This window comes from Aquimarina sediminis (assembly GCF_002895435.1).
In the GTDB taxonomy this organism is placed as follows: domain Bacteria; phylum Bacteroidota; class Bacteroidia; order Flavobacteriales; family Flavobacteriaceae; genus Aquimarina; species Aquimarina sediminis.
On the sequence record NZ_POYJ01000014.1, the window covers coordinates 34,300 to 56,682 of the forward strand.

A 22,383-nucleotide genomic window follows, 5' to 3' on the forward strand; every position below is an offset into this window, starting at 1 on the left:
TCAAAGATAGTCGTTCGCTAAATTGAAAAATAGAATGAAATTAACATTTGCGACATTTGGATTGAAACTCTTTTGGAGTCATTCCCATATAGTTTTTGAAGGTTCTGGAAAAATGACTTTGATCAGAAAACCCAATTTCATAGGTAATACTAGAAAGAGATTTTTTTGAAGACAGCATAAGATCAATAGCTTTTTTTACTTTTAGCTGTCGTATATAGTCTCCTAAAGTTTTAGAAAAATATTTGGGTATAGCCCGAGATAAATGTCCAGGATGAACACCTAGTTGTTCTGAAAGGTATTTTAAACTTAGCGATTTTGTATCACTATGAAGAATTTCTACAAGAGAAGATAACCATAATGGTTTTTTTTCAAATGAATACACTTTTTCTGAATTGATATTTTCACACAATTCTGATGTTAAAAGTTGACAAGAAACTTCAGAATATGCATCAGCGCATTTAAACTCTGTATAAAGTTTTGATAATATATGGTGCAGTTTAGGGTTTTTTATAAGCTGACTACCTTCCCAAAGATTAATATCAATTTTGTTTTTTTGAAACCAGCTTTTTTCAAATTCAATATGAAAACCTCTAGCATACTTAGATTCTTTAGAATTAAAATGAGGTTCTTGCCAATTATGAAGAAGAAAGCTACCTGGCGGACAAATCGTTTTAGTCTTTTTGTTTACATCGTATAAATTTCCTTGAAGGACATACATAAAATAAGGGTTTTCATGAAAATGCCAGTCCGTTTTATCTATTAAATAATTATATTCTGAAAACAAGAGACCATTTGTTTCTAGTTCTGAGTGCATGGCTCCATAATATGTTCCTTTTGTTAATATTTTCATTTCAAAAAGTTTGCAAACATGTACTGTAAAATACGCTTTAATTTAATTTTATGTATCTTTTTCTAGTAGTTTATTCTAAGTCTCTGCTATTCCTCCAATAGCAATTACTTTATTGTTTTCCAATCTTATTTCAATTCCATGTTCTGTATCTAGTTCATAACGAATAGGAATTTGGATATTTTCATTGTCGAGTATTCTTATGTAAACAAGGTTCTTGATTTTTTCGAAATGCTTTTCTTTTGAATCTATGTTTAAGGGTTTTTCTCCGGACTTCTCTTCATTTTCATAGTAATGGGCATATAACAATAGATACCGCTCAAAAGTCTTGGTCATAATCTCGTCAATAATAGGATCCAGATTATTAATAAACTTTATATATGTACTTTCAAAATCGTTTAATTTATTGTCATTTGGCACTGTTTCAATTTCTTCTCCCTGATCATCAAATTCACTTCCTAAAAAAATGGTTGTATTAGCATTATCAAAATGTTTAGAGTTAAAAACAATCTCGGCTGAAAACCCAGCCCAGTCTTCTTCTATTTTTTTCCAGTATTTATGCTTTTTCATATGAGTTGTATATCGTTTTAGCTACCTAATAATTCTTTCAATTTTTCTGTTGCATTGGTGTTTTTAGGATTAATTTCTAAACTTTTTTGATAGTTTTCTATTGCCTTGTTATTTTGATCATCATTCATATAAGCTTCTCCTAAAGAATCATAAGCATAGTAAGACTCGGGAAAAGCAAAAACTTCGAATTTAAATAACTCTATAGCTTTTTTGTAAAACCCTCTTTTTATCATTTCATATCCTTTGGAATTTATCTCTATTTCAGAAAGCCCTGTTTTAGAATTTACCATCATTTTTTTCGAATGTTCAATCCCTTTATTTAGACAAGTATTGATTATTTTTTTAGTAAAAAAATAGCTATCTAGTTTTGGTGAACTACCTGCAATAGTTTTTTCTATAAAAAATCGAGCATCTATAAACCCTTGATTCAAATCTTTGTTAGTAAGAATGATTACGGTGTAATTTTGTTTTTCGAATATTCTCCATTCTGCACCAACACCAAAATGGCCACCACTATGACCATATATGCCCGAACCTTTTGCTCCTGCAAATTGCATTCCGTATCCATACCAGGCATTTTTTGGTTCTTCTTTCATAATGTTAGTATAGTCCTCATTTAAGAGTTGATTGTTTTTAAAAGCAGTAGCAAATTTATATAGATCATCTAGGTTTGAGTAACCGCCACCAGCAGGGCCACCTTTTACAGCACTCATAAAAATAGTCTTTTGAAATTTGTTTGGGTAAACATCAGATAGAGTATAGTTTTCAGCGGAATTTTCAATGGGGTGGTCAACATCATAGTTGCCCGTATTCTGCATATTTACTTTTGAAAAAATATGTTTTTCGATATATTTCTCATATGATGTTTTTGTAACTATTTCTATAATTCTACCCAGTATGATATAGTTTGTGTTCCTGTAGGCAAATTGCTCATTAGGTTCAAATTCTAAAGGTTGATTTTCATATAAGTAAGCTAGATTTTCTATTGTTCTAAACCGCTCCTTAGAAGTATTCAAAAATTTATCTAAGTGAAAATAATTTGGCAGTCCACTTCTATGTTGTAGTAATAATCTAATTGTTATAGAATCTCTAGCAATTTTGTTTGGGTAGTTCGGTATGAATTTTTTGATTTTGTCATCTAATGATAATTTTCCTTCTTGTACTAATTGAAAGATTGCAGCGGCTGTAAATGACTTACCAATAGACGCATAAGAGAATTTGGTTTTTGTATTGTTTTTGACCTGATGACCTATATGAGCAAATCCATATGCTTTTTTCAATAAAATGCTATCGTTCTTTGCAATTAGGAGTGCACCACTAAACCCCTCTAAAGAATCTAAGTAATTTTCGATTTGTTGTGCTTTAGAATCTTGATGCACTTTTATCTTTTTATCAAGACAGGATAAGAAGAGTACAACTATTAATATATAGTATAATTTATTCATTACTTTGGGATTGACAATTTTGAGTTATTTTTTTTAAAATAGTATATAGCTGCTGTAATTCTTTATCTGATAAAGAATGTAAGGCTGTTTCTCTGTTTTTCTTAATTACTGGTTTTAATTTGGCTATAGTCTTTTTTCCATTTTTGGTTATTTCTAATTTCGACTTTCGTTTATCATTCTTATCAACATTTTTTGTCAAGTAATCCTTGTCTATCATTAATTTTATGATGCGAGACATAGATGCGTAGTCTTTAAATACTAAATCTGCTACTTCGGATTGACTCTTATTATTAGTTTCAAGAATAATAAGAATCAAGGCTTGATCTACCGTGATATTGAGACCAGTTTTAGAAATATTCTGTTGGCTTAATCCGCGATAAGCTTTTATGGTTTCTTCAATAGAATAAAGTACTGTGGTGGTTGGTGTATTGAATTTCATATTTTGTTTGATATATCAAGTAAATATATTAAATTATTTGATATATCAAATAAAATATAAGGAAATTGGATCTGTTCTCTATTTAAAATGCAAGCTTGCGCGAGTAATTAATGTTATCATAACAATTTTTGATTTACTTGTGGTCTAATACTATATTGAGTAACATTTATCATTGTTAAAATCTTAATTTTGAATTATTTTTGTAGCATATACATCTTAAATTTTTTATTATGAAGAATCGTATTTTGCTTGTTTTTTTAGTGAGTTTGTTTTCTGGTATTATTTACGCTCAAAATTCTAATTCGAATATTAGCATAGGAGATGTTTTTGTTATAGGTGAAGCATCTAATAATAGTTATAAGCATATTGATTTTCCAAGTGCTAACTTCATTATTAAAAAAGGAGGAATAGCCAATTACAAGAATGTTAAAGGTAAAAAAGTTGAAGTGGTATCAATAAAAGAGAAGAAAGATGGAGGTTTAACTGCTACAATTACATTAGCCTCTAAAAAACTCTTTTTTAATAGTCATAAATATATAAAAGTTGATATTACAGAAGCAATTCACCAAAAGGAATTGGTAAGGATTTGAAATAGGGGTTGAATTAGGGAGCTTTAATTGCTTTGATTTTATACACAAGGTTGGTCGTTTAGTTTTCTACTTGCATACAGCATGTTGGCTGTAGTTAATCATCGCAATATTTTTCGTATTTTTCATAAAGGCTATCAAAATTTCGATAATTACTCAAATTTATCGTATCAAACTCGTCAATGCCTTTTTGTTTAGTAACGCCTATTGCACGTAAAGCTGAATTTATATCAACACCTTTCAATCCAAACTTATTATCAAGTTGAGTACCTATAATTTTAGCTTGCTTTGATTTCTTGTAAACTATAGCAGCCTGGTTTCCTATTCCTCCGTGATAATCTGTTCCTATTATAGTAAAATCACTTATACCTAATTCCTTTGCAATTCTTTCTATTGTCTGTATACAAATTAGATTAACTCCACCAAAATGTTCTCCATATTCATCATAAACATTCCATTTTTTGCCCCAGTATATTGTATGGCAGATGTCTAGTGGGATAATATTGAATTCTCCTTCTGTAAATAGTGGAATATCTAGATACAGTAACTTTTCTTTATCTGGTTTTTGACGTGTTATTAAAGCTTCAATATGATGTCCCATTTTTATAGTATATGTAATCTTTAATATATGTGTAGTAGCAGGGCAAAATGTTACCCTGCCTTTTCATTTTTCTACGTACGGTTGCTATTCTTGCTATACACAGACATTACATCAAACCAAAATACAACGATTCATCCATTAATACTAAGTTGTTGCGAGATTTCTGTTGTAAAACATTTTGTATTTGATAGCAATATTATCAACCAAGTTTATTTATTAATCTCTAGAAAAAAATCATTGCACATTGCACCGACTTTAGATTCATAATCCTTTACATTACTCAATATTATTACACCTGTTTTTTTATTCTTGTCTAGCATTAGCATTGATGAAAAACCTCCTGTGCCACCATCGTGAAGAAGTACTCTAAATATACTATCTTCATCTTCGATAATTCCCCAGCCTAAGCCCATGTATGAATCATCGCCTCTATCAAAAGTTTTTTCTTGAGGCAAATTATATAGAGGATCATCTTCAAAGTTTTTACGAATAAACTTAACCATATCACTTACTGAAGATTTTAAAGAACCTGCACCCGTCATGGTTTCAGCAAAATTCCAATATTGAATAATATTTCCATTTTGATCTCTTGGTTTTACCAATTTAGATGGATCTACATTTTCTAATAATGATGTTGTGCTGTTCATATGTAAAGGATTTAAGATAATGTTTTGCACCATTTCTTCATATGTGGTATTTCTTTTTTGAGCTATTGTGTATCCCAAAATACCTGTTCCTATATTAGAATATTCATAAGTTGTCCCGCTTACCGAATTTAAAACTACATGATTTTGTAGATAACTTTTTAAGTTATCCAGTGAATAATGGGCATAGGGATCATTTGGGTCAAATCCTTCTACTTCGTTAACATTGGTTGGTAAACGCGGTAGCCCCGAAGTATGATTTGCAAGTTGCTCAAAAGTAATGTCACCGCCAGCTTGTAATGTAAAATCAAATTGATCTTGAAGTGTTTCTTTTAAAAGAACTTCATTATTAGCTACTAAATCTGAAAGGCAAATACTTGTGAATACTTTGGTGATAGAACCAATTTCAAAAACCATATCTGCATTATTGGTAGTGCGCAATGCATTATTTTCATTAATTACCCCAAGAAATTCTGCATCTCCGTCCCGTACTAATGCAATAGCTACCTGCGTATTGTTTGGGAAGTCAGAAAGTCTTTTTTTTAATATGTTTACATATTTAGGGTTATTAATGTCATTTGACAAATCATTAGGTAAAGTAGCGTCGTCATCACTGCAACTAAAGGTGAGAAAACTAGTGATGAGTGATAAAAAAAATACTTTAATCAATCGTAGTTTTTTATTTTTTTTCTGATAATTTGATTGTTTTCCAAAATTCATTTTTCTAAGATTAAATTACTGTTTATGTTACAGCAAACCTATAGAAATGAGGAAATAACGAGGTTTCAAATTCTCTAGTTTGTATAAATTGGAACTTATCGATTATCTTTTCGGTAGTTGTTCGGTGTCATACCTGTCAATTTTTTAAACGAATTGTAAAAGGTAGTTTTTGACGAGAATCCACACTCCAACCCAATAGCCAGTAGACTGTAGTTATCGAATTTTTTATCTAAAATCAGTTCCTTTGCTTCCATTACTCGATATCGATTAATGTAGGTAGCAAAATTTTCGTCAGTAATAGAATTGACTATTTGAGAAAAATAACTTGGACTAATGCCCAACATTTCAGCTACAGTATTTCGGTCTAGAGTGGGATCTCTATAAATTTTTTGGTCAGAACAGAGTTTTTCCAATTTTTGGTAATACATGTTCTCTTTTGATGTTGGTTTTGGCTCTTTTGTAATTTTTGTACTCTTAGATAAAGTAGATGAATCAATAACAGAAGATAGTTTGACTTGCGGTTTATGATAGAATAGTATTGCTCTTATCTTTTCTTGATCGTTTGCTAGTTTTAGCTTGTACACTCCAGAATAGGCAATCCAGTGTACCAGAAGGGTGGTAAACAATGCTATGATATGCATTGCATTAGAGATTTCATGCTCGATAAACGGACTTAAAAGCAAGGCTAACAGCCACGATCCTAAAAATGCAACCTCAAAAATCCATAAAAAAGTTAACCACTTTTTTTCTTGATTTCGTTTTGAATATTGGATGTACTTGTATGTTTTTATTAAAACGAAAGGAATGAAGAAAAGGTTAAGTAGAAAAAGAATAACCTCTAAAATATCACTAATAGCGTTTATAAAATTTGCACTTCCAGTTTCCTTTATTTCTGTACTAATCTCGTTTAAAATGCTAGATACAATAGAAAATAGAAAAGGCGTAAATAACCAAATTAAATGCTTAGAGTGTTTTTGTGGATGATTGACCTGATGAATGACAAAGAGCATGATTAGTACAGGAAAAAGTAAGCCAGAGTCTATGATATCAATGATTATGAGAAAAGGGTAACTTTCAAACGTTTGTGTGATATCTAATACAAGATTGAGTAAGGACCAAGAAAGCGAAAAAATTGCAAAAGAAAGATACTGATTGGTCTTATTCTTAAAAAATGGTGAGTATAAAAGAACTAAACCAATTATAATTCCTTGAAAAATTGCAATATTTAGAAGTGCTAGTTTTAACAATGACGATGGGTTGTTTGTTTTTAATGTTTTACAAGGGTACAGCGTATAAATTCGTGGCAGAAAAATAGGTGATTTTTTCTGCGGGAGCACTAAAATAGTAAAATTTAATAGAATTCATATCTGTAGAAAAATATTGTGATGTGCCTATATATTGTTAGTTAAGGGCATTTCTTTTATATTGTATCGAATGTCCGTTATTTTTAGTTTTAACCAAGTCCATTTTCCTCTCTCCAATTCCCAACTTGCTTCACACTCAGTTGGTATTTTGATTCCATTTAGCTCTTCAATTCTTGTTGCAATAACAGTCCATTTTGTAGGTTCAGATTTATTAGAATCTTGATAGCGCATTGCAACAAATTTTTTGAAATTCCCGTTTTCGTCAAAGTAGAATTTACCTGAACCTCTTGTACCATTATACTCCATTGTTGCCATGGCAGAATAGTCGTCTATAGTCTCCCATTTTATATATTGACTCAAAGATGCTGAAGGAAACCAAACAATTTCAGCCAAATAGCGTTGTAATGTTGCCTGATTTATCTTTTTGTTACTTTTTGCGTTTGCAACCGGAATAAGTGAAAGAAGCTTTATCATCATTTCGCCTTTTCCATCATTAAATTTGTCTCTACCTACTACGCTTACTATTGAGTTCATTTTAGTAATAATATTCCAATTGAACGCCGGTGGTTGAATCGTAAAATATTGCTCAGCTTTTCCGCTGCTCCAATTTTCTTGTTCTGGATTTAATTTTAGCTGTAATTCTTGTGTTAGATATACATTATAAATATATTGGTTACCAATCACTCTGCTCGCATTCAACCATTTTTGAACAATAAGTGGTAAATCGTTTAGAGATTTTTCACTTATTGTTTCTTGACTTTTAAGTTGTGAACTTTCAAATATAGTTTTTCTTTCTTCTTTGATTTTTTTCTCAAAGTTGAAATTCGAAAATCTTAGAATTGTTGCCAACAAAATAATTGCATTGGCTATTGTACCAAATTTTGTATCCGACCAATAATGGAAAATCAAAGCCTGTGAAATAGCGATAGCCAAAAAAACACTGAACCACCAATAATTGTATTGAAAAAGAATTAAAATGATTGTAATGGCAAAAAGTAGAAATGCCAAGAACCAAAATAATCCGTAAGTTTTTGAAATTGGCTGCGAAATTGCATTAAATTCGGTTAAATCAAATGCTTGCAGAAATCCGAATGAATGTATAATTCCATGTAGTCCAATTATTATGATTAATACTATTCGCATTGTTTTTTTGATTGTGGCTAACCGTAAATAGTATGAGTAGTGACACATTGCATGGTATTTTCCTCTCAAAAGGACTACAAACCTTGGTGTTTAACATTTCTCTTGTCATTACTTATACAAAATATCGGCATTTTTTATTATTTTAAAAAAGTTTTTTTAAAATAATAGTCTAGCCTTTTTTCTTGTGAATCAATTGATTGTATAAAAATTTCATTTCTTAGATTATATCTTACATAATCACAATAATCATTTCCATTTTGAAAATCTAGACGATCAATTTTAACTACTTTCATATTTGGTCTTATTCCATTTTTAAAGGCATCAGATTCTTCGATTACAGACTGAACATAAACTCCCTTTTTGTAGGAGGTACCTAAACTAAAGCCAGCTAAGCCAATTCTGTCTGCTACTTTTTCGGGTTTAGAAAAGTAGAGATTTTTGTTTTTCCAATCAATAATAACCTTAAATCTTGACAAAAATTGATTTCCAATTGAAACGGTTTTTCCGGTTTTGATTAACACATTTTTAAGCTCTAAATCTTTTATTCTGGCAGAATCTGAATAAATGATCTCTCTTTTAACAGTAACTGGGTTTCCGATGATTCCACTTTGTTTGATACCTTTTTCTAATAATGGAGCTTTAAAAATACCTTTACTTTTTAGTATTGCAAATATTTCATTGCTCATAGCGATAGAACCATTTGAACCATAATCAACCAAAATATTCTTCACTTTTGATTGACCAAGATTTATATCTACAAAAATATTATATTGATGATCAGTCTTGAATGGGATGGTAACATATTTTTCATAATCCTTTCTTTCTAAAGATCTGAATACGCTTATAGTCTTTTGTTTTTGATCAATTACCCAATTACCATGCCTTATTAAATTGGAGCCAATAATGCCATCAATTTTCAAACATTTAATTAACGGGTTTGCCTCAAAGTCCCCAACAAAAGCAGTTTGATCCATAAACAAAACTTTACCAATACGAATAGAATCAACTTGTGCCCAATTAACCTTCTTTCTGTTCTGATCACTATCTACAATATTTCCCTTGCTGATTATTTTGAAATTATTTTCTTTCTGAAGCTTATTGGATATACTGAAAGGTGCACCTGTATCGAATAAGAAACGATATTTTTTCTTATTTATAATAACTGGAACGATTATCAGCCTGTTGTGAATTTCTATATCAACACTTTCTTTAATTTCATTATTAACAACATACCCACCACGTATGGCTTCTGTCCATTTAATTGAGCAACCAAATGTGGCAAAAATTAAAATTCCTGTAAGAATTGATATATTATAACTGTTTCTCACTCCTTATTATAATGTTGGTTTATTGCATGCGTTCTATCAGAGTAAAACATTACCTTTCTTTTGGGTTTGTTTACATATTGTTTATTAATTTTTCCTTTCTACAGGTATTGAGTCCTAACAAATATACAAGAACCATTCGATCCATTACATATTTGCTTTGATCATATATGATACATTGTTATACCATATGCTTTACTACTTTTTTATTATTAAAGCCAACCATAATATATATATACTAATGCAACAGTGTCAATAAATCCGTGAACAGCGATATTGAACCACAAATCGCTCTTTCGGATATGAAAAATAACAGCCAAAAGCATTCCTGTAATACCTGATAAAATCTGTCCACTTACTCCTTGATATGCGTGTGATAAACCAAAAATAAATCCAAATAGTAAAATGTTAATAGCAAGGCTAATTTTACTTGATCCAAAAAACTTGGTAAATTGTCTCATTAGGTACCCTCTAAATACAATTTCTTCACCAAATGCAGCTGAAACCCAAATACGAGCAAATAAGCTTAGTGTAGCGGGCAAGTTTCCCTGATAGGGTTCAAATACAGAAAAATCTATAGGTTGCCCTGTAAGATAGGTAACACTTGGCGTTAGTATATAACCATAAAACAAGAATATAGCTATACCCAATAGAGGTGCTACGATTAATAGATTCTTTATGTTTATTCCTTTACGTTGAAAACCTAAGGAGCCAAAAAGATCTTTTTTGTATTCTATTGCACTTGCTATTAATAATAATAAAGCCGCTATAATCATTTGAAAATATCCTGACAGGTATAAAACACAGCAAAGAATTATAGCGATTACTGGTGTCAATTTTGTAGTTAAAAAGGCTTTATTCATTTTTTATCGTTTTAAATTTTAAGCGAATTAATAACGATAAATCAAGAAAAAAGGGGATAAACCAGGTATTTGAACTGAATGGTATTAAAATAATAGCTGAATAACCATTGTATTTTATAGCTTACCCTTAAACCAGTTCATAAATTCTTGTTTTTTATATCTACTGATGTTTATTTGAAAAGCTTGCTCGCTGGCAAGACTAGGTTTAAGCAGCACGGATAATTTTCCATTTTCTATTGACTGTACTTGTTCAATAGAACGGATATGAAGAATAATTTGCCTATTTGCTCTAAAAAAACTTTGTTCACTGACTTTATTTTCAACTTCATTGAGTGTGAAATCTGTACTAATTGTAGTTCCATCTGTTTTTACAATATAAACTATTTTGTTTTCACTATATATAAAGGCAATTTCAGGATACTCAACTAAACTTATTTTACCTCCTTGTTGAACTTTAAGTGTACCTTTTATGGAGATAAGTTTGTGAAGTTTATAAATATCAATTGAAAATAAAAGAGCAATTCCTAGAGTACATATTAGTAGGGAGACTGAAAGCCCAGTTAGCAGATGATAAATACTGTATGATTCAATTCCATTAATCAAACCATTTAAAGTATAATATAAAAAGAGATATAGTATTGTAATATAACCTAAAGTTGAAAATAGGAAACGCAATAGTATTTGCGTGTTAACTTTTTTAGTGAAGTATTTATTTTTAAAATATTTAAAATTAAAACGGGCGATAAGAATTATTGTAATTCCTGAAATTATTGATACAACAATAGGGAATAAAGGAAATTTGTAGTTTTTATTAAAAGGAAAATTCTCTGGCTCAAAAAGGTGGTTTGATAAAATGGAAATTATAACAATGATAAGACTATTTCTAACCCAAAAATGTGAAAAATTAATGAATTTTTTAGAAGAGCTAATTATTGTTTTCATTAAAAATTTAATCTATCGTCTTGGTATTTAGACAAACTAATGTTGGGTACAAAAAACATAGGGTAGGTGGTAAGCACTTCGTTTATATTTGGTATTAAGCCAAATATAGTCTTTTGCTTTTATTTTTACTGTTGAAATGCCAAGTTTTATCTTTGATGACTTTGTAAATAAACAAAGACCTTTGGTAAGCCTATGTCTGCCTATTTTTTTACATTATTACTTGTTGTTATTTTTTCCTTTTTTCATAATGTTATAATCACAATTCTTATACTCCGAATATTCAATTTTATATTCGGATAGAAGTTGAGTAATTATCTCTCTAGTTTCATTATCATTGAGACCAATTCTTTGACCAAGATCTATTTCATTTAGTTTTCCGTTATTCTCAATTAAAGCGTTTAAATATCTGTCTTTATTTTCCATAGGTATTTTCTTTTTTTACAGCTATCATCATATGTGGGCTAAAAGGTAAAAGATAGCTGTCGTTTTCTGTTATTTTTATAAGTTCTGTCAATGCTTTTTTTCTTTTGATGTTTAGCATATTGGTAAAATAATCTTTGTCTAACCAAGCTATTCCTTCAACGGCGTAAGTGTTAATGTGGGTTAATTCTTGATTTATAAATTCGTCTTTTAGTTGTTCGGGTTTATGATAATATGCTTCTGCTAAGAGCCAAGGAAAAGTATCTGGTGGGTTGTGGATTCCCGACGTCAATTCCTCTTTACACATTTCAAAAAATGATTTTTTATGAATTAGCCCATTTAAAAGACCGACCAAAGTTGATGCCGTATAATTAATGGCAAAAGCTAATATAATCCCATCATTTTTTAAGACTCTTTTGGCCTCACAAATTGTTAAATCTCTATCCTCTTTTTTTTGAAGATGGTAAAGTGGTCCATGAAGTATTATTAAGTCGGCAAAATTGTTTTTAAAGTTCAGTTTTCTAGATTCGCCCAGTTGAATAGAAAATTTGTTTTTTAGCCTATTCGCTCTATTTTGGGCTAATTTGATATGTTTGGGAATTGGCTCTACCAAATGTACTTGATGTCCTTTTTTTGCAAGCCATTCTGAGTATTTTCCTGTACCGCCACCAATATCAATTATTTTTGATGATGAAGCAGGGATATATTTTTCTATGAGTAATTTGATTCTTTCAAATTCAAATACTCCCATTCCTTTGTTGAGCCTGGTTTCTTCGGATACTTTATTGTAAAATACTTCTATGTTTCTACTAATTAACTGTTTCTTTTTCATTTTTAATTCTTTGTGCTATTATCACATTTTAAAGTATTGAATTGAATACATTGTAAAGTGATAATACAATCGATTAGATAATCAACTATTTTGTTTAAGGCTTGGTAAAATAAATTGGATGTAACTATCTGTGCATTAAAAAAATCAGAAGATTTCTATGCGTTCATTCTCTTTTTTTCGAGATTGTCTTTTTAGAAAGACTCAGATAATATGTCGAATTAGTATAACAGATTACAAATATAGAAATTCTTCGTTATTTTTTGCCTGTTGGTTTTAATTAAAGGCTACGCTAAATATAAAATACGTTTTAAAACATGTTACATAATGTTAACTATATTTTATTATTTCTTGTATTCGGTGAATTTCCCTTTGTATTTATAATGTCCTAATGTAATTTCAAAATTGTCATTGAATTGTTGTAGTTTAACATTATTCTTTAAATAAAAGTTTCTTGTATTATTAAATTCGTGAGTGTTAATCTCAAATAATCCTTTTTTAAATGTGTTCTGTTGTGATTCAAATAGTTTTAATTGCTGCTAATAGTCAAGTATGAGGGTAGTGTAGGATTAGAAGCTTTTCACTTTCAGTTTGCCGATATGTTTGTTAATATTCTATTCGTTTTCGTCTTATATTCTAGTCCTCATTATGCTTATACAATGTTAACGGTTGTATTTTCTAACTCATTTAAATATTTAATATCAATCACCTTGTTAAATCTTCTTTGATATTGTCTTTTTGGAAAATATCTTATCAATAAATGGAGCAACATTTTTTGCAAGCCATTTTTAATCAATGACATTTTTCCGATTTTCCATGATTGCTTCACTATGTATTTAACTTTTTTTGATCGGATATTTTGGTATTCGGAAAAAGTATTACTCTCATTGTTTTTTAAACAAAGTCCTAAAGTATAGGCATCTTCAATTGCCTGACAGGCTCCTTGCCCTAAGTTTGGTGTTGTAGCATGAATAGAATCACCAATAAAAACAACATTGTTTTTAAACCAATCTTTATAATTGGGTTCAATGTCAGCCAATTCATTTTGCAGGATGTTACTTTCTGCTGTTCCATTCAGCAAATCCAATACTATAGGGTGAAAATCACGGTATGTGTCTAATAAATAATTTTTTATAGAAGTTGTTGAATTTTTACTGAAGTTCTTTTTTTTCTGAACAGCCAACCAAAACATTTCGGTCTCATTCAATGGCAGAAACAAAAACCGCAAGCCACCTTCAAAGAGTTCGTAGTATGTATGTTTTAAATCATCATTGATATCAAATTTTGTAATCCCCCTCCAAATAACCTGATTAGCAGGTCTTATTTCAATTTCGGGGAAAACCGTTTTCCTGATAGTAGAATTAATTCCATCAGCGGCAATCAAGGTGTCAAATTCTGAAAATGTATTGTCCTTAAATTTGATCTTTATATTTTCTTTATTTTCAACACTTTCAACTTCCTTGTTTAGCTCATATGAGTCTTTGTCCAGTTCATTTGAGAGTGTATCAATGATAGAAGCTCTGTGAATACAATAGACTTCTTCAGGAAAAGGAACTGTTTTTAGAGGCTTTAGCTTTTCGGTAGCCAGTATGGTTTTTTTGAGCAAATGTCCTTCTTCCCTTAATTTCTTTCCTACATTCAGCTTGTCAAATATTTTTAGGGCATTAGAAGCAATTCCAATTCCAGCTCCTACTTCTTTAAACTCTTCAGATTTTTCAAAGAGTTTGAACTTTTGATTGTTCCTTTGTAAGGTTAAAGCCATTGTTAAGCCTCCTATTCCTCCTCCAATGATTGTAATTTTATCCGTTGTTTTCATCTTCGTTTTATTGCCACTAACGCTAAATATATGAATCTGAGCAAGGCAAATACACCTAAACTCTACACTAATTGATACACATGCGTATTTATATTTCTTTGTTAAACTTATAAAAATCTAGTGCTATTGCAAAAAGGAAATGACCTTTTGATAAAGCATTAAATTTTGCTCTGATTTTATGTATAATGTTAACATTTTTTTTAATTATCCGCCAACACCACCAGTATTGTAATTTTTCCATTTCAAACCAGTATTGTATTTCTTTCTATCAGAAATGGCCTTAATGGACATTTCATAAATTAAGGTGACCAATTCTGATTGGATAAAAGAGGAATCTTTAATATAAACACTCTTTTTCATTGATGGTTCGTCTTTATGATAATCAGAGGAGGCATTTGAATGATTTAAATTTACAAGATGTAGATATTCAGTTTCTGTCTTGACATTAAGTGTATTGATATAATTTTCTAATTGAAATTGTAACTCTTTTCCAACTTTATTCAATTCCAATTGATTAATAAAATAATTATGGAGATTCTTTGAATTTAGAAGGTCCAATTTCCATTTTTCTTCTTTTTTATTCAGGTAATCATTAATGAAATCAAACAATTCAATTTTTAAGTCTTTATTTACTTTAAACATTACCAAAAAAGGTATTTCAAGATCTATAAACCTATAATCATCAAAAAAATCACCAATAGAAATAATCAGTTTTTTTGTTGAGAATTGATTTTCAAACCCTTCATTTACTTCAATTTTTAAGACTTTTTCGGATATTAGATAGGTAATAGTTTGTGTAATAAATAACTGAAGTGAAATACTTTTGGGATTTAGAAAAAAACTAATCTCTGAGGGATGGAACTTTTTTATTAAATCTTTTTTCAACATACCAACCAAATTATTGCCAACGTGTTTGTGTATGATTTCGTTGCGTGTTTCAGCAACTAATTTAGCAAATACAAACCGAATAGAAAATCCGCGAGGATTTTCGTAAGTAGGCGAATACTAGCAATGAATTATACGCGTTGTTGCCACACGTTTTTATTCAGTTTTTTCTCTTCGCAACCTTATATTCTCGGATAGAATTTCTTTCATTTCTTCATAAGTCATTGTATTAGACGTTTTCCAATCGTTCAGAACTTGTCTGTCTTCTTCTGGCATTGATGCTATTTCCATTCCAATCATTGTATATGTTCCATCTTTTTCTGGTAACGATGATTTGATAAATTCGTCCACTTCCAAAATTAAATTATAACAAATCTTCATATCTTCTGATTCATATTCCAATTCTTCGTTGGTCATATGATAAGAATGAATATAGGTGCTGACTTTGTACTGTAAATCTTTTGATTTTTTATAATCATAATACTCTATTCCAACATCCAATAATTCGCAAACACATTGAAGGAAATATTGATATTTTTGTTTTAAAACTCCAACTTTCCTATTAACTCTGTCAATTCCTTTAAACGGTTTTGAATCTATAATAATTTGTTCTCTTTCGCTTGCTGTAACTGAATGTAATAGAAAATTCAAATCCATTAATTCAAGTGCTATTCTACATTCCAGCGATGCATAAATTAATGATGATGAATTCTTATGAGTAGTTGCGATTTTTAATAATTCCTCAACCTGTTTTAAAAGATAAATCGGGTTATTTATTCGAATGTCAGGTTTGTAAATCATACTATTCCTCTTCTTCTTTTAATCTTCGAAGTTTTTCTTCTACAGGTAATTTTTTTCTAAAAACCTCTTTTTTGTTATTTTTTATTTTTTCCAACTCACTCAAAGTAAACTCAGAAAGTTTAACATTAAATGCAAGCTTGAAAAATTCTAAATCATCTTGAAATGAGGTAGGTATAATTGCAAGACCTTTTTCTGCTGTTTTTTCTAAATTCATTTGGTATGCACTTTTCCAAATTTCATCTAAATTTTCTAGAGCTTTATTATTTATATGTGATTTATATTCTTCTTGCACGCCATCAAGATATTCCATTTCAATTGTCAATAAACGACCACAAACTATTTCGAAAAGTTTATTAAAAGTAATTTTTAATTTTTCTTCGCGAGGTAGGTTTTCATCTAAACCATCTTCTTGATGTTTAGTTAAATATTTATTGATATCGGGATTGATTTCATCCAGAGATTCAAATGTTACTGCATTATGATTATGTGCAAATTGATTCCTAATTTCCATTAGTTTTAGAAGGTGATTGTAGTAAGTCTTATCTATTTCTTCTAAATCATACAACAAGTCAATCTTGGATTTAAATGAGAGCGCACTTGATTTATTCCCTAAGGTTTTTAAATCGTCTTTAAACAATCGTAAAATCGTTTTCATCAAACTACTAGAAGTCTGTTCGAGCCTTAAAACACGAGAAATCACAAAACTTCTTAGTTCCATATTTAAAGATGTCCATTTTTCCATTCGTGATTTTTTTAAATGTGTGGCAACAACAATATATAAACACCTTCCGTTTACAAACGTTTATAATCATTTGTAAACGTATAATAAACGGTTAATATACTGTTTTTTTAGTATGGAGATTAAAATTACAATAATATCCTATTTTGGACATTGATTTTTTTTGAATTTTATATTTATAAAGTAATGCATGGGCAGTATATGTCTAATTAGTTTAATTAATGAGCTATCTTATTTTGGGTTTTATTATTAGTTCATTGCTCAAAGGGATTAGGTTTATTTTACTATTTTTTTCCAGGCAATTCTTAGAATGATGAGTATAGCTACAAAAAAGAGTAGTAGATATTGAATTCTACCAACAAAGAAAACACCAAAAAACATTCGTTGCAATATATAGGTTATAACGAAAGTGATCCCTACAATTACAAATACCCCTGAGAGCTTGTCAAAACCAGGAATCCTGGACATAGGTACTGTTTTGTGAATAATAAATAACGACAAAAACATACATGCCACAGGAACATAATAGGTCAATACATCCATCTCTAGCAGATTCATTTTTAAAAAGAAAAAGCTATATAGAATGATAATCAGAGCTAACAAACCGGGAATAGTTGCGGCATAAACCAAAGCGCCATACATATAATTTAAAGGAGGTCTAAAGTTTCTTTGATTTACCAGTACTAGTCCTAATAATGATAAAACAATAACAACGGTAAAATAGATAAGTATAAGTTTTGGGTTAGTACTGAACCAATTGATAATATCTTGTAGGGTCATGTAAGCTTGGATTATGAGATGTAGTGATAACTAGAGACTATAAAATTATAATTTATACTGCTAATATAAAAGTTATACTCTCTTTTCTTAGGATTACAAAAAAATGGATCGATAAAGTACCCCCCTGTTTACGGGGTATTCTCTTTTCACTGAAAAAGGTGTTTGGCACCCTTACCAGATACCGCAAATTTGTGGTATCAATAACGATAAAAAATATCTTAATAATTAACACCAAAAAATAAATCATGAAAAAAGTAATTTTAAGTCTTTCATTAGTATTAGCAGTATTAGCAGTATCATGTAAGAACGAAGCAAAATCAGATACACAAGACTCTTCTGAAACGACAGAAAATACAGAATCAACAGAGAAGGCTGAAAAAGCTGAAAAAGAAGAAGGTGATACTTCAAAAGAGTCAGCTAGCGGAGTTCCTAGTTTTGGCGATGAAAAAGTTCAAGAATATGTGAATGCTTATGAAGCATATATCGAAGACTATAAAAAAGCAGCAGAAAGTAAAGATATGACTGCTTTTGCTGAGCTTGGAAAGAAAGGACAAGAATTGGCAACAAAATCTCAGGAAGTAATGGGGAATCTTTCTGGAGATGATGTTAAAAAACTAAGTGATTACATGCAGGCAAAATCTGCACAGTTACAAGAACTGTCTCAGAAAATGATGCAGTAAACTATAGTATAGATTCTTTTAGTTAGTGAGTTGAGTTGGCAGGCGTTGTTCTTTATTTGGAACGAGGCCTGCCTCTTTTTTTTTTGAAATACAATTCACATTATAAAATTAATCTCCATCATTATCGGTAGGAGTGATGATGATAGATAATGTACTGCCTACTTCATTATTCAATAGAACTACAAGTGTTTTAATAGCGTTATATGCTTCTTCTACAGGTTCTTTTTGTTGATCTATCGCAAGATGCAAAGGGATTGTGATTTTGTTTAGAGCTTCATAAATAAGATCAAATTGAGCTTTAATTCGGTCATTAATAGTTGAGTTTTTAGTGATGAATTCTACATTATCAGAAATACCTGAATTTGCCGAATTAAAATACACTTTTTCGATAGTTCTTATATTATTTTCGATAAGGCTAAGAGATATCTTACTTCTAAAAGCCTCAAGAATATTGGGATTGGTACTTGCTGTATTCTCAAGACCCGCTGGTTTACCTAATTTTGCCTTTTTGATAGTTTCGGCTACATTAAACATACCATTAAAAATCATATTTAGTGAACCTTGTAATCCCGTTTCTGTATTGGTTATAAAAGTGTTGGAATAATTTTCTCCATTTTCATTCCATATGTCAGAGAGTACTATAGCTTTTTCTTTTAGATTGGTGGCAATTACGTTTAAGTACTCAGTTCTTTTAGGGGTAGAAGAAAATAATACCAGAATATCTGCTGCCGGAGCGTCTGTTTTTTCAAATAATAAATATTCTATTCCTGTATGTCCTTTGGCTCTGGTACTTATGGTTTCTATATTTATTTCTAAATTTTGAGAAATAGTTTTGTCTATATCCTCAGTAAAAGTGGGCCAGTTAAACAGTAATTCGTGCATAAACAGCTCTTTTGGCCTTCCGATATTAAAGACATATATATTGGCATATGATTTTGCGGTTTCTTTCCATTGATTTTGTGCAGCTATTAATTTTTCTTCTGTTTGATCAGAGGTAAAACTAAGTATGCTTTCTTCTAGTGCTATTGCTTTATCTTTAAAATCGGATATTGAAGGTAATATAACATCGGTTGTAATATCTGAGAGCATCTCAGGAGTATTAAATATACTGTCGGGATTATCACTATTATTATCATCACTTTTGCAAGAGTTGATAAAAAGCCCTGATAGAATTAGAATGCTGGTACTTAGGAATCTTAGGTGTATTTTCATTTTTATAAAGAGTTTATAAACGCAATAAGTTCTTGTCGTTGTGCTTTGGATAAGTTTTTAAATTTATTTAAGCTGTTTTCAGCTTCTCCACCGTGCCATAATATGGCTTCTTCTATATTTCTGGCACGACCATCATGTAAAAAGAAAGTGTGATTATTTACAGTTTCTATCAAACCAATTCCCCATAGAGGTTGTGTTCTCCATTCTCTTCCGTTAGCACTAAAATCGGATCTGTTATCGGCAAGAGCCTCTCCCATATCGTGCAGTAAAAAGTCAGAATATGGACTAAAAACGACACCTTCGGTTAATGAGGTAGAAGGAGATTTTCCTGCTGTAAAATTGGTTTGATGACATGATATGCATTGAAGGTCGTTAAAAAGGACTTTTCCTTTTAAAACAGCTTCTTCTTTATAATCCCTGCGTATCGGAACAGCTAGAGTTCTTTGATAAAAAACAACTCTGTCTAATTGTTGGTCTGTCACCTCTGGTTCTCCGCCATTTGGTGCTCCGATACAGTCTAATTGAGCACTTTCGCAATTATTGTTGGGCAAAAAGGAAGTCGTAAGACCCATATCACCATGAAATGCACTAAAAACCTGTTGTTCCAGAGTAGGTTGATTGGCTTTCCAGCCGTATTTCCCCAATTTTAATTGTTTTTCTTTTACATCCCAGACATAATTTGGTTTTCCTGAAATACCATCATTATCTGCATCGTTTTCATCTGCATTGACCAATATTGCTGAGTCGGGTAATGCATCGATTAGCCCCATTCCAATGGTTTGGGTACCTACTCTGGGGGAGGTAAGTACTCCTTGTAATGATCCATACTGCTCATCATAGATTTCATATATTGGTTTTTGAAGGGTATAGCTCTCCCCATCTGGATATGTTCCTTCAATGATTTCGTAAGTAGCCCGTATTTTTGCTTCATGCAAAATACCACTATTAGCCTTATCCTGTATTTGAGTCCCGTAGTTAACAACGGGGTTCGGTCCTCCGTTTGGACCTGTTCCAGGAATACTTACTCTCATCAAAAAACCATTAGATCCGAGAAAATTATCAGTAATAGGAAGCCCACGACCATCTTTACTATGACAACTGGTACAAGCCCTACTGTTAAAAGTAGGTCCTAAACCATCTCTTGCTGTTGTAGAGGCAGGGGAGGACACCCATGCTTGATTAAACAGGGAATTTCCGATACCAAAAAATATTTGTTCTTCATCGGATAGACCAGGAAAGGCTCTTCCGAAGGCATTTGGAGTTTGAGAGTTAACGGTAAGTGTACCTGCTAAGAGTTCTTCTCCTTCTACATAAACAGCTCTATTTCCAGTATTGGGATCGGTATATTTATCATCATCACTACATCCAATTACAGACAGTAAGGAAAAACTTAAGATAAAACAATACAGTAATTTATTTTTCATAAAAACAATGTGGCTTTTTTTAACGAGAAAACCCCCATGCATACGCATGAGGAATTTCTCCACTTTTCAAAACAATAGCATCAAATTATCGAATGACTCTTATAATGTAATGTTTATTTTAGATGCCGAAGCACTTATTTCTTCTGCTTGATCTTTTAGAGCACCAACAGCTTGCATAATAACACCATTAGAAGTTAATGTTTCATCTGCTATAAGTTGATCAAATTTTTTGGTACTAATTTGATTAAGAATTGCATTGATCTTTGCAGTTGCCTCATCAGAAGCACTTTTTAGTTTTTCTGCCTGAGCAGCATCAGCTTGCTTTACCAAATCATAGATCGATGCTCCTTTAATACTACCATATTCTCCGAATATAACATTGTTTACACCTTTGGCATTTGTATAAATATCTCTATGGGTGTTATCAGAAAAACAAGAATGTTCATCTTCCTGGTTTTGCTCTACAGCAACAGCCATTCTTTCTGTAGATAGTTCTTCTCCTGTCATAAAGAAGATTCCTGAGAGCATATTTTTTATAGCTTCATCTTCTTGTAGTTTCAAGAAAGAGGTTCTGTATGTACCACCTTCTATCCATGTGTCAACAAGAGATTTAAGATCTTTAACCAAAATACTTGTTACTACCTTTAGGTAAGTTCCTCTTCGGTCTTGATTTTGATTGGTTCCTGTACCATCTGTTACATAATCAGTATAAGGTCTTTGCCCTGGCAACCCATTTGATGGGTCGGCAGAATCTTGCCCCCAAAGTAAAAATTCGATCGCATGGTAACCCGTACTTATATTCTTGTCAATTACACCATTACCTCCGGTTCCTTCATTTAAACCAATTAATGTAGTTTCATCAATTGTTGTAGCAACAGTATTGATTATACCTTCAGAAGTTACACCTCCGGCATTGTCACGAACATAATCAATATAATTTTCATCTAAAGGCCAAGCATTAAGTTGCCCTTCGGTTTTACCCTCATCAATTGGTCCACTAGACTCACGGTATGCTTCTGTTTGTCCGTAAGGTTCTCTGGCTTCTAACCAAGCACCTTTGGCAGCCTGAAGACTATTTTCTGTTGGGCTGTCTACAAATGCGTTAATGGCAGTTTGCATTTCTAAAGCTTTATCGTAAGAATCTTTATAGGATTGGTAAACAATATCTGCGTAGTTTTCGATAACTTCAGATTTTGATACAGTATTACCTAATGTGTTGTCATCATCGTCACTACATCCTGTAATACCTAGAACAGCACATGCAATTAAGGCTATACCTTGAATTTTAATTTTCATTTCACTTTTAT

The 22,383-nt window shown here is 31.0% G+C and carries 23 protein-coding genes; 2 read left to right on the plus strand and 21 right to left on the minus strand.

The window, feature by feature from the left end:
- Nucleotides 1–40: 40 nt before the first annotated feature.
- From C1X07_RS21740 to C1X07_RS21755, 4 genes are all read right to left on the minus strand, one after another.
- Nucleotides 41–850, minus strand: coding sequence for a helix-turn-helix domain-containing protein (locus tag C1X07_RS21740; RefSeq protein ID WP_103072156.1), 810 nt, complete (start codon nucleotides 848–850; stop codon nucleotides 41–43).
- A gap of 75 nt (nucleotides 851–925) precedes the next feature.
- Nucleotides 926–1,417, minus strand: a complete 492-nt coding sequence (locus C1X07_RS21745; RefSeq protein WP_103072157.1) for a DUF6985 domain-containing protein — start codon at nucleotides 1,415–1,417, stop codon at nucleotides 926–928.
- 17 nt (nucleotides 1,418–1,434) lie between these two features.
- On the minus strand, nucleotides 1,435–2,862 hold the full coding sequence (locus tag C1X07_RS21750) for a serine hydrolase (RefSeq protein ID WP_103072158.1): 1,428 nt from the start codon (nucleotides 2,860–2,862) through the stop codon (nucleotides 1,435–1,437).
- Complete coding sequence (locus C1X07_RS21755) at nucleotides 2,855–3,301, minus strand: MarR family winged helix-turn-helix transcriptional regulator (protein WP_103072159.1); 447 nt, start codon at nucleotides 3,299–3,301, stop codon at nucleotides 2,855–2,857. The genes C1X07_RS21750 and C1X07_RS21755 overlap by 8 nt, the downstream gene beginning before the upstream one ends.
- Nucleotides 3,302–3,531: 230 nt before the next feature.
- Here C1X07_RS21755 and C1X07_RS21760 point away from each other — a divergent pair, with 230 nt between their 5' ends.
- Nucleotides 3,532–3,891 carry a dihydroorotase gene (locus tag C1X07_RS21760; protein ID WP_103072160.1) on the plus strand — a complete coding sequence of 120 codons (360 nt, stop codon included), beginning with the start codon at nucleotides 3,532–3,534 and terminating at the stop codon, nucleotides 3,889–3,891.
- Between the two features lie 94 nt (nucleotides 3,892–3,985).
- Here C1X07_RS21760 and C1X07_RS21765 read toward each other — a convergent pair whose 3' ends face one another.
- The 14 genes from C1X07_RS21765 to C1X07_RS21830 form a co-directional block, all read right to left on the minus strand.
- On the minus strand, nucleotides 3,986–4,489 hold the full coding sequence (locus C1X07_RS21765) for a hypothetical protein (protein WP_103072161.1): 504 nt from the start codon (nucleotides 4,487–4,489) through the stop codon (nucleotides 3,986–3,988).
- 209 nt (nucleotides 4,490–4,698) lie between these two features.
- Nucleotides 4,699–5,853: a serine hydrolase domain-containing protein gene (locus C1X07_RS21770; protein ID WP_103072162.1), complete on the minus strand. Its 1,155-nt coding sequence runs from the start codon at nucleotides 5,851–5,853 to the stop codon at nucleotides 4,699–4,701.
- Between the two features lie 95 nt (nucleotides 5,854–5,948).
- Complete coding sequence (locus tag C1X07_RS21775) at nucleotides 5,949–7,100, minus strand: helix-turn-helix domain-containing protein (protein WP_103072163.1); 1,152 nt, start codon at nucleotides 7,098–7,100, stop codon at nucleotides 5,949–5,951.
- Nucleotides 7,101–7,244: 144 nt separating this feature from the next.
- Nucleotides 7,245–8,360: a DUF6920 family protein gene (locus C1X07_RS21780; RefSeq protein ID WP_103072164.1), complete on the minus strand. Its 1,116-nt coding sequence runs from the start codon at nucleotides 8,358–8,360 to the stop codon at nucleotides 7,245–7,247.
- A 137-nt stretch (nucleotides 8,361–8,497) separates the two neighbouring features.
- Entirely contained in the window at nucleotides 8,498–9,688 is a 1,191-nt protein-coding gene (locus C1X07_RS21785; RefSeq protein ID WP_103072165.1) for a retropepsin-like aspartic protease, read from the minus strand.
- A gap of 209 nt (nucleotides 9,689–9,897) precedes the next feature.
- The gene (locus C1X07_RS21790) at nucleotides 9,898–10,548 is read right to left on the minus strand and encodes a CPBP family intramembrane glutamic endopeptidase (RefSeq protein WP_103072166.1); all 651 of its coding nucleotides are present in this window, start codon (nucleotides 10,546–10,548) and stop codon (nucleotides 9,898–9,900) included.
- 114 nt (nucleotides 10,549–10,662) lie between these two features.
- Nucleotides 10,663–11,490, minus strand: a complete 828-nt coding sequence (locus tag C1X07_RS21795; protein WP_103072167.1) for a LytR/AlgR family response regulator transcription factor — start codon at nucleotides 11,488–11,490, stop codon at nucleotides 10,663–10,665.
- Nucleotides 11,491–11,706: 216 nt separating this feature from the next.
- On the minus strand, nucleotides 11,707–11,913 hold the full coding sequence (locus tag C1X07_RS21800; RefSeq protein WP_103072168.1) for a hypothetical protein: 207 nt from the start codon (nucleotides 11,911–11,913) through the stop codon (nucleotides 11,707–11,709).
- Complete coding sequence (locus C1X07_RS21805; RefSeq protein ID WP_103072169.1) at nucleotides 11,903–12,742, minus strand: class I SAM-dependent methyltransferase; 840 nt, start codon at nucleotides 12,740–12,742, stop codon at nucleotides 11,903–11,905. Before C1X07_RS21805 ends, C1X07_RS21800 begins: the two co-directional genes overlap by 11 nt.
- Nucleotides 12,743–13,391: 649 nt before the next feature.
- Nucleotides 13,392–14,555 carry an FAD-dependent monooxygenase gene (locus C1X07_RS21810; protein ID WP_103072170.1) on the minus strand — a complete coding sequence of 388 codons (1,164 nt, stop codon included), beginning with the start codon at nucleotides 14,553–14,555 and terminating at the stop codon, nucleotides 13,392–13,394.
- Nucleotides 14,556–14,759: 204 nt separating this feature from the next.
- Nucleotides 14,760–15,443 (minus strand): hypothetical protein, encoded by a 684-nt coding sequence (locus C1X07_RS21815; RefSeq protein WP_103072171.1) that lies wholly within the window; start codon nucleotides 15,441–15,443, stop codon nucleotides 14,760–14,762.
- A gap of 153 nt (nucleotides 15,444–15,596) precedes the next feature.
- Entirely contained in the window at nucleotides 15,597–16,241 is a 645-nt protein-coding gene (locus C1X07_RS21820; protein ID WP_103072172.1) for a hypothetical protein, read from the minus strand.
- Between the two features lies 1 nt (nucleotide 16,242).
- Nucleotides 16,243–16,983, minus strand: coding sequence for a hypothetical protein (locus C1X07_RS21825; protein WP_103072173.1), 741 nt, complete (start codon nucleotides 16,981–16,983; stop codon nucleotides 16,243–16,245).
- 273 nt (nucleotides 16,984–17,256) lie between these two features.
- Nucleotides 17,257–17,760 (minus strand): hypothetical protein, encoded by a 504-nt coding sequence (locus tag C1X07_RS21830; protein WP_103072174.1) that lies wholly within the window; start codon nucleotides 17,758–17,760, stop codon nucleotides 17,257–17,259.
- Nucleotides 17,761–18,005: 245 nt separating this feature from the next.
- On the opposite strand from C1X07_RS21830, the gene C1X07_RS21835 reads away from it, so the two are divergent.
- Nucleotides 18,006–18,440: a hypothetical protein gene (locus C1X07_RS21835; RefSeq protein WP_103072175.1), complete on the plus strand. Its 435-nt coding sequence runs from the start codon at nucleotides 18,006–18,008 to the stop codon at nucleotides 18,438–18,440.
- 108 nt (nucleotides 18,441–18,548) lie between these two features.
- Here C1X07_RS21835 and C1X07_RS21840 read toward each other — a convergent pair whose 3' ends face one another.
- The 3 genes from C1X07_RS21840 to C1X07_RS21850 form a co-directional block, all read right to left on the minus strand.
- Complete coding sequence (locus tag C1X07_RS21840) at nucleotides 18,549–19,652, minus strand: imelysin family protein (protein WP_103072176.1); 1,104 nt, start codon at nucleotides 19,650–19,652, stop codon at nucleotides 18,549–18,551.
- Nucleotides 19,653–19,654: 2 nt separating this feature from the next.
- The gene (locus C1X07_RS21845; protein WP_103072253.1) at nucleotides 19,655–21,076 is read right to left on the minus strand and encodes a di-heme oxidoreductase family protein; all 1,422 of its coding nucleotides are present in this window, start codon (nucleotides 21,074–21,076) and stop codon (nucleotides 19,655–19,657) included.
- 99 nt (nucleotides 21,077–21,175) lie between these two features.
- Nucleotides 21,176–22,372, minus strand: coding sequence for an imelysin family protein (locus C1X07_RS21850; RefSeq protein ID WP_103072177.1), 1,197 nt, complete (start codon nucleotides 22,370–22,372; stop codon nucleotides 21,176–21,178).
- Nucleotides 22,373–22,383: the final 11 nt, after the last annotated feature.

Coding starts and splice junctions, on each gene's coding strand:
- C1X07_RS21740 (WP_103072156.1), bottom strand. CDS start 850: ATGAAAATATTAACAAAAGGAACATATTATGGAGCCATGCACTCAGAA.
- C1X07_RS21745 (WP_103072157.1), bottom strand. CDS start 1,417: ATGAAAAAGCATAAATACTGGAAAAAAATAGAAGAAGACTGGGCTGGG.
- C1X07_RS21750 (WP_103072158.1), bottom strand. CDS start 2,862: ATGAATAAATTATACTATATATTAATAGTTGTACTCTTCTTATCCTGT.
- C1X07_RS21755 (WP_103072159.1), bottom strand. CDS start 3,301: ATGAAATTCAATACACCAACCACCACAGTACTTTATTCTATTGAAGAA.
- C1X07_RS21760 (WP_103072160.1), top strand. CDS start 3,532: ATGAAGAATCGTATTTTGCTTGTTTTTTTAGTGAGTTTGTTTTCTGGT.
- C1X07_RS21765 (WP_103072161.1), bottom strand. CDS start 4,489: ATGGGACATCATATTGAAGCTTTAATAACACGTCAAAAACCAGATAAA.
- C1X07_RS21770 (WP_103072162.1), bottom strand. CDS start 5,853: ATGAATTTTGGAAAACAATCAAATTATCAGAAAAAAAATAAAAAACTA.
- C1X07_RS21780 (WP_103072164.1), bottom strand. CDS start 8,360: ATGCGAATAGTATTAATCATAATAATTGGACTACATGGAATTATACAT.
- C1X07_RS21790 (WP_103072166.1), bottom strand. CDS start 10,548: ATGAATAAAGCCTTTTTAACTACAAAATTGACACCAGTAATCGCTATA.
- C1X07_RS21795 (WP_103072167.1), bottom strand. CDS start 11,490: ATGAAAACAATAATTAGCTCTTCTAAAAAATTCATTAATTTTTCACAT.
- C1X07_RS21800 (WP_103072168.1), bottom strand. CDS start 11,913: ATGGAAAATAAAGACAGATATTTAAACGCTTTAATTGAGAATAACGGA.
- C1X07_RS21805 (WP_103072169.1), bottom strand. CDS start 12,742: ATGAAAAAGAAACAGTTAATTAGTAGAAACATAGAAGTATTTTACAAT.
- C1X07_RS21810 (WP_103072170.1), bottom strand. CDS start 14,555: ATGAAAACAACGGATAAAATTACAATCATTGGAGGAGGAATAGGAGGC.
- C1X07_RS21815 (WP_103072171.1), bottom strand. CDS start 15,443: ATGTTGAAAAAAGATTTAATAAAAAAGTTCCATCCCTCAGAGATTAGT.
- C1X07_RS21820 (WP_103072172.1), bottom strand. CDS start 16,241: ATGATTTACAAACCTGACATTCGAATAAATAACCCGATTTATCTTTTA.
- C1X07_RS21825 (WP_103072173.1), bottom strand. CDS start 16,983: ATGGAAAAATGGACATCTTTAAATATGGAACTAAGAAGTTTTGTGATT.
- C1X07_RS21830 (WP_103072174.1), bottom strand. CDS start 17,760: ATGACCCTACAAGATATTATCAATTGGTTCAGTACTAACCCAAAACTT.
- C1X07_RS21835 (WP_103072175.1), top strand. CDS start 18,006: ATGAAAAAAGTAATTTTAAGTCTTTCATTAGTATTAGCAGTATTAGCA.
- C1X07_RS21840 (WP_103072176.1), bottom strand. CDS start 19,652: ATGAAAATACACCTAAGATTCCTAAGTACCAGCATTCTAATTCTATCA.
- C1X07_RS21845 (WP_103072253.1), bottom strand. CDS start 21,076: ATGAAAAATAAATTACTGTATTGTTTTATCTTAAGTTTTTCCTTACTG.
- C1X07_RS21850 (WP_103072177.1), bottom strand. CDS start 22,372: ATGAAAATTAAAATTCAAGGTATAGCCTTAATTGCATGTGCTGTTCTA.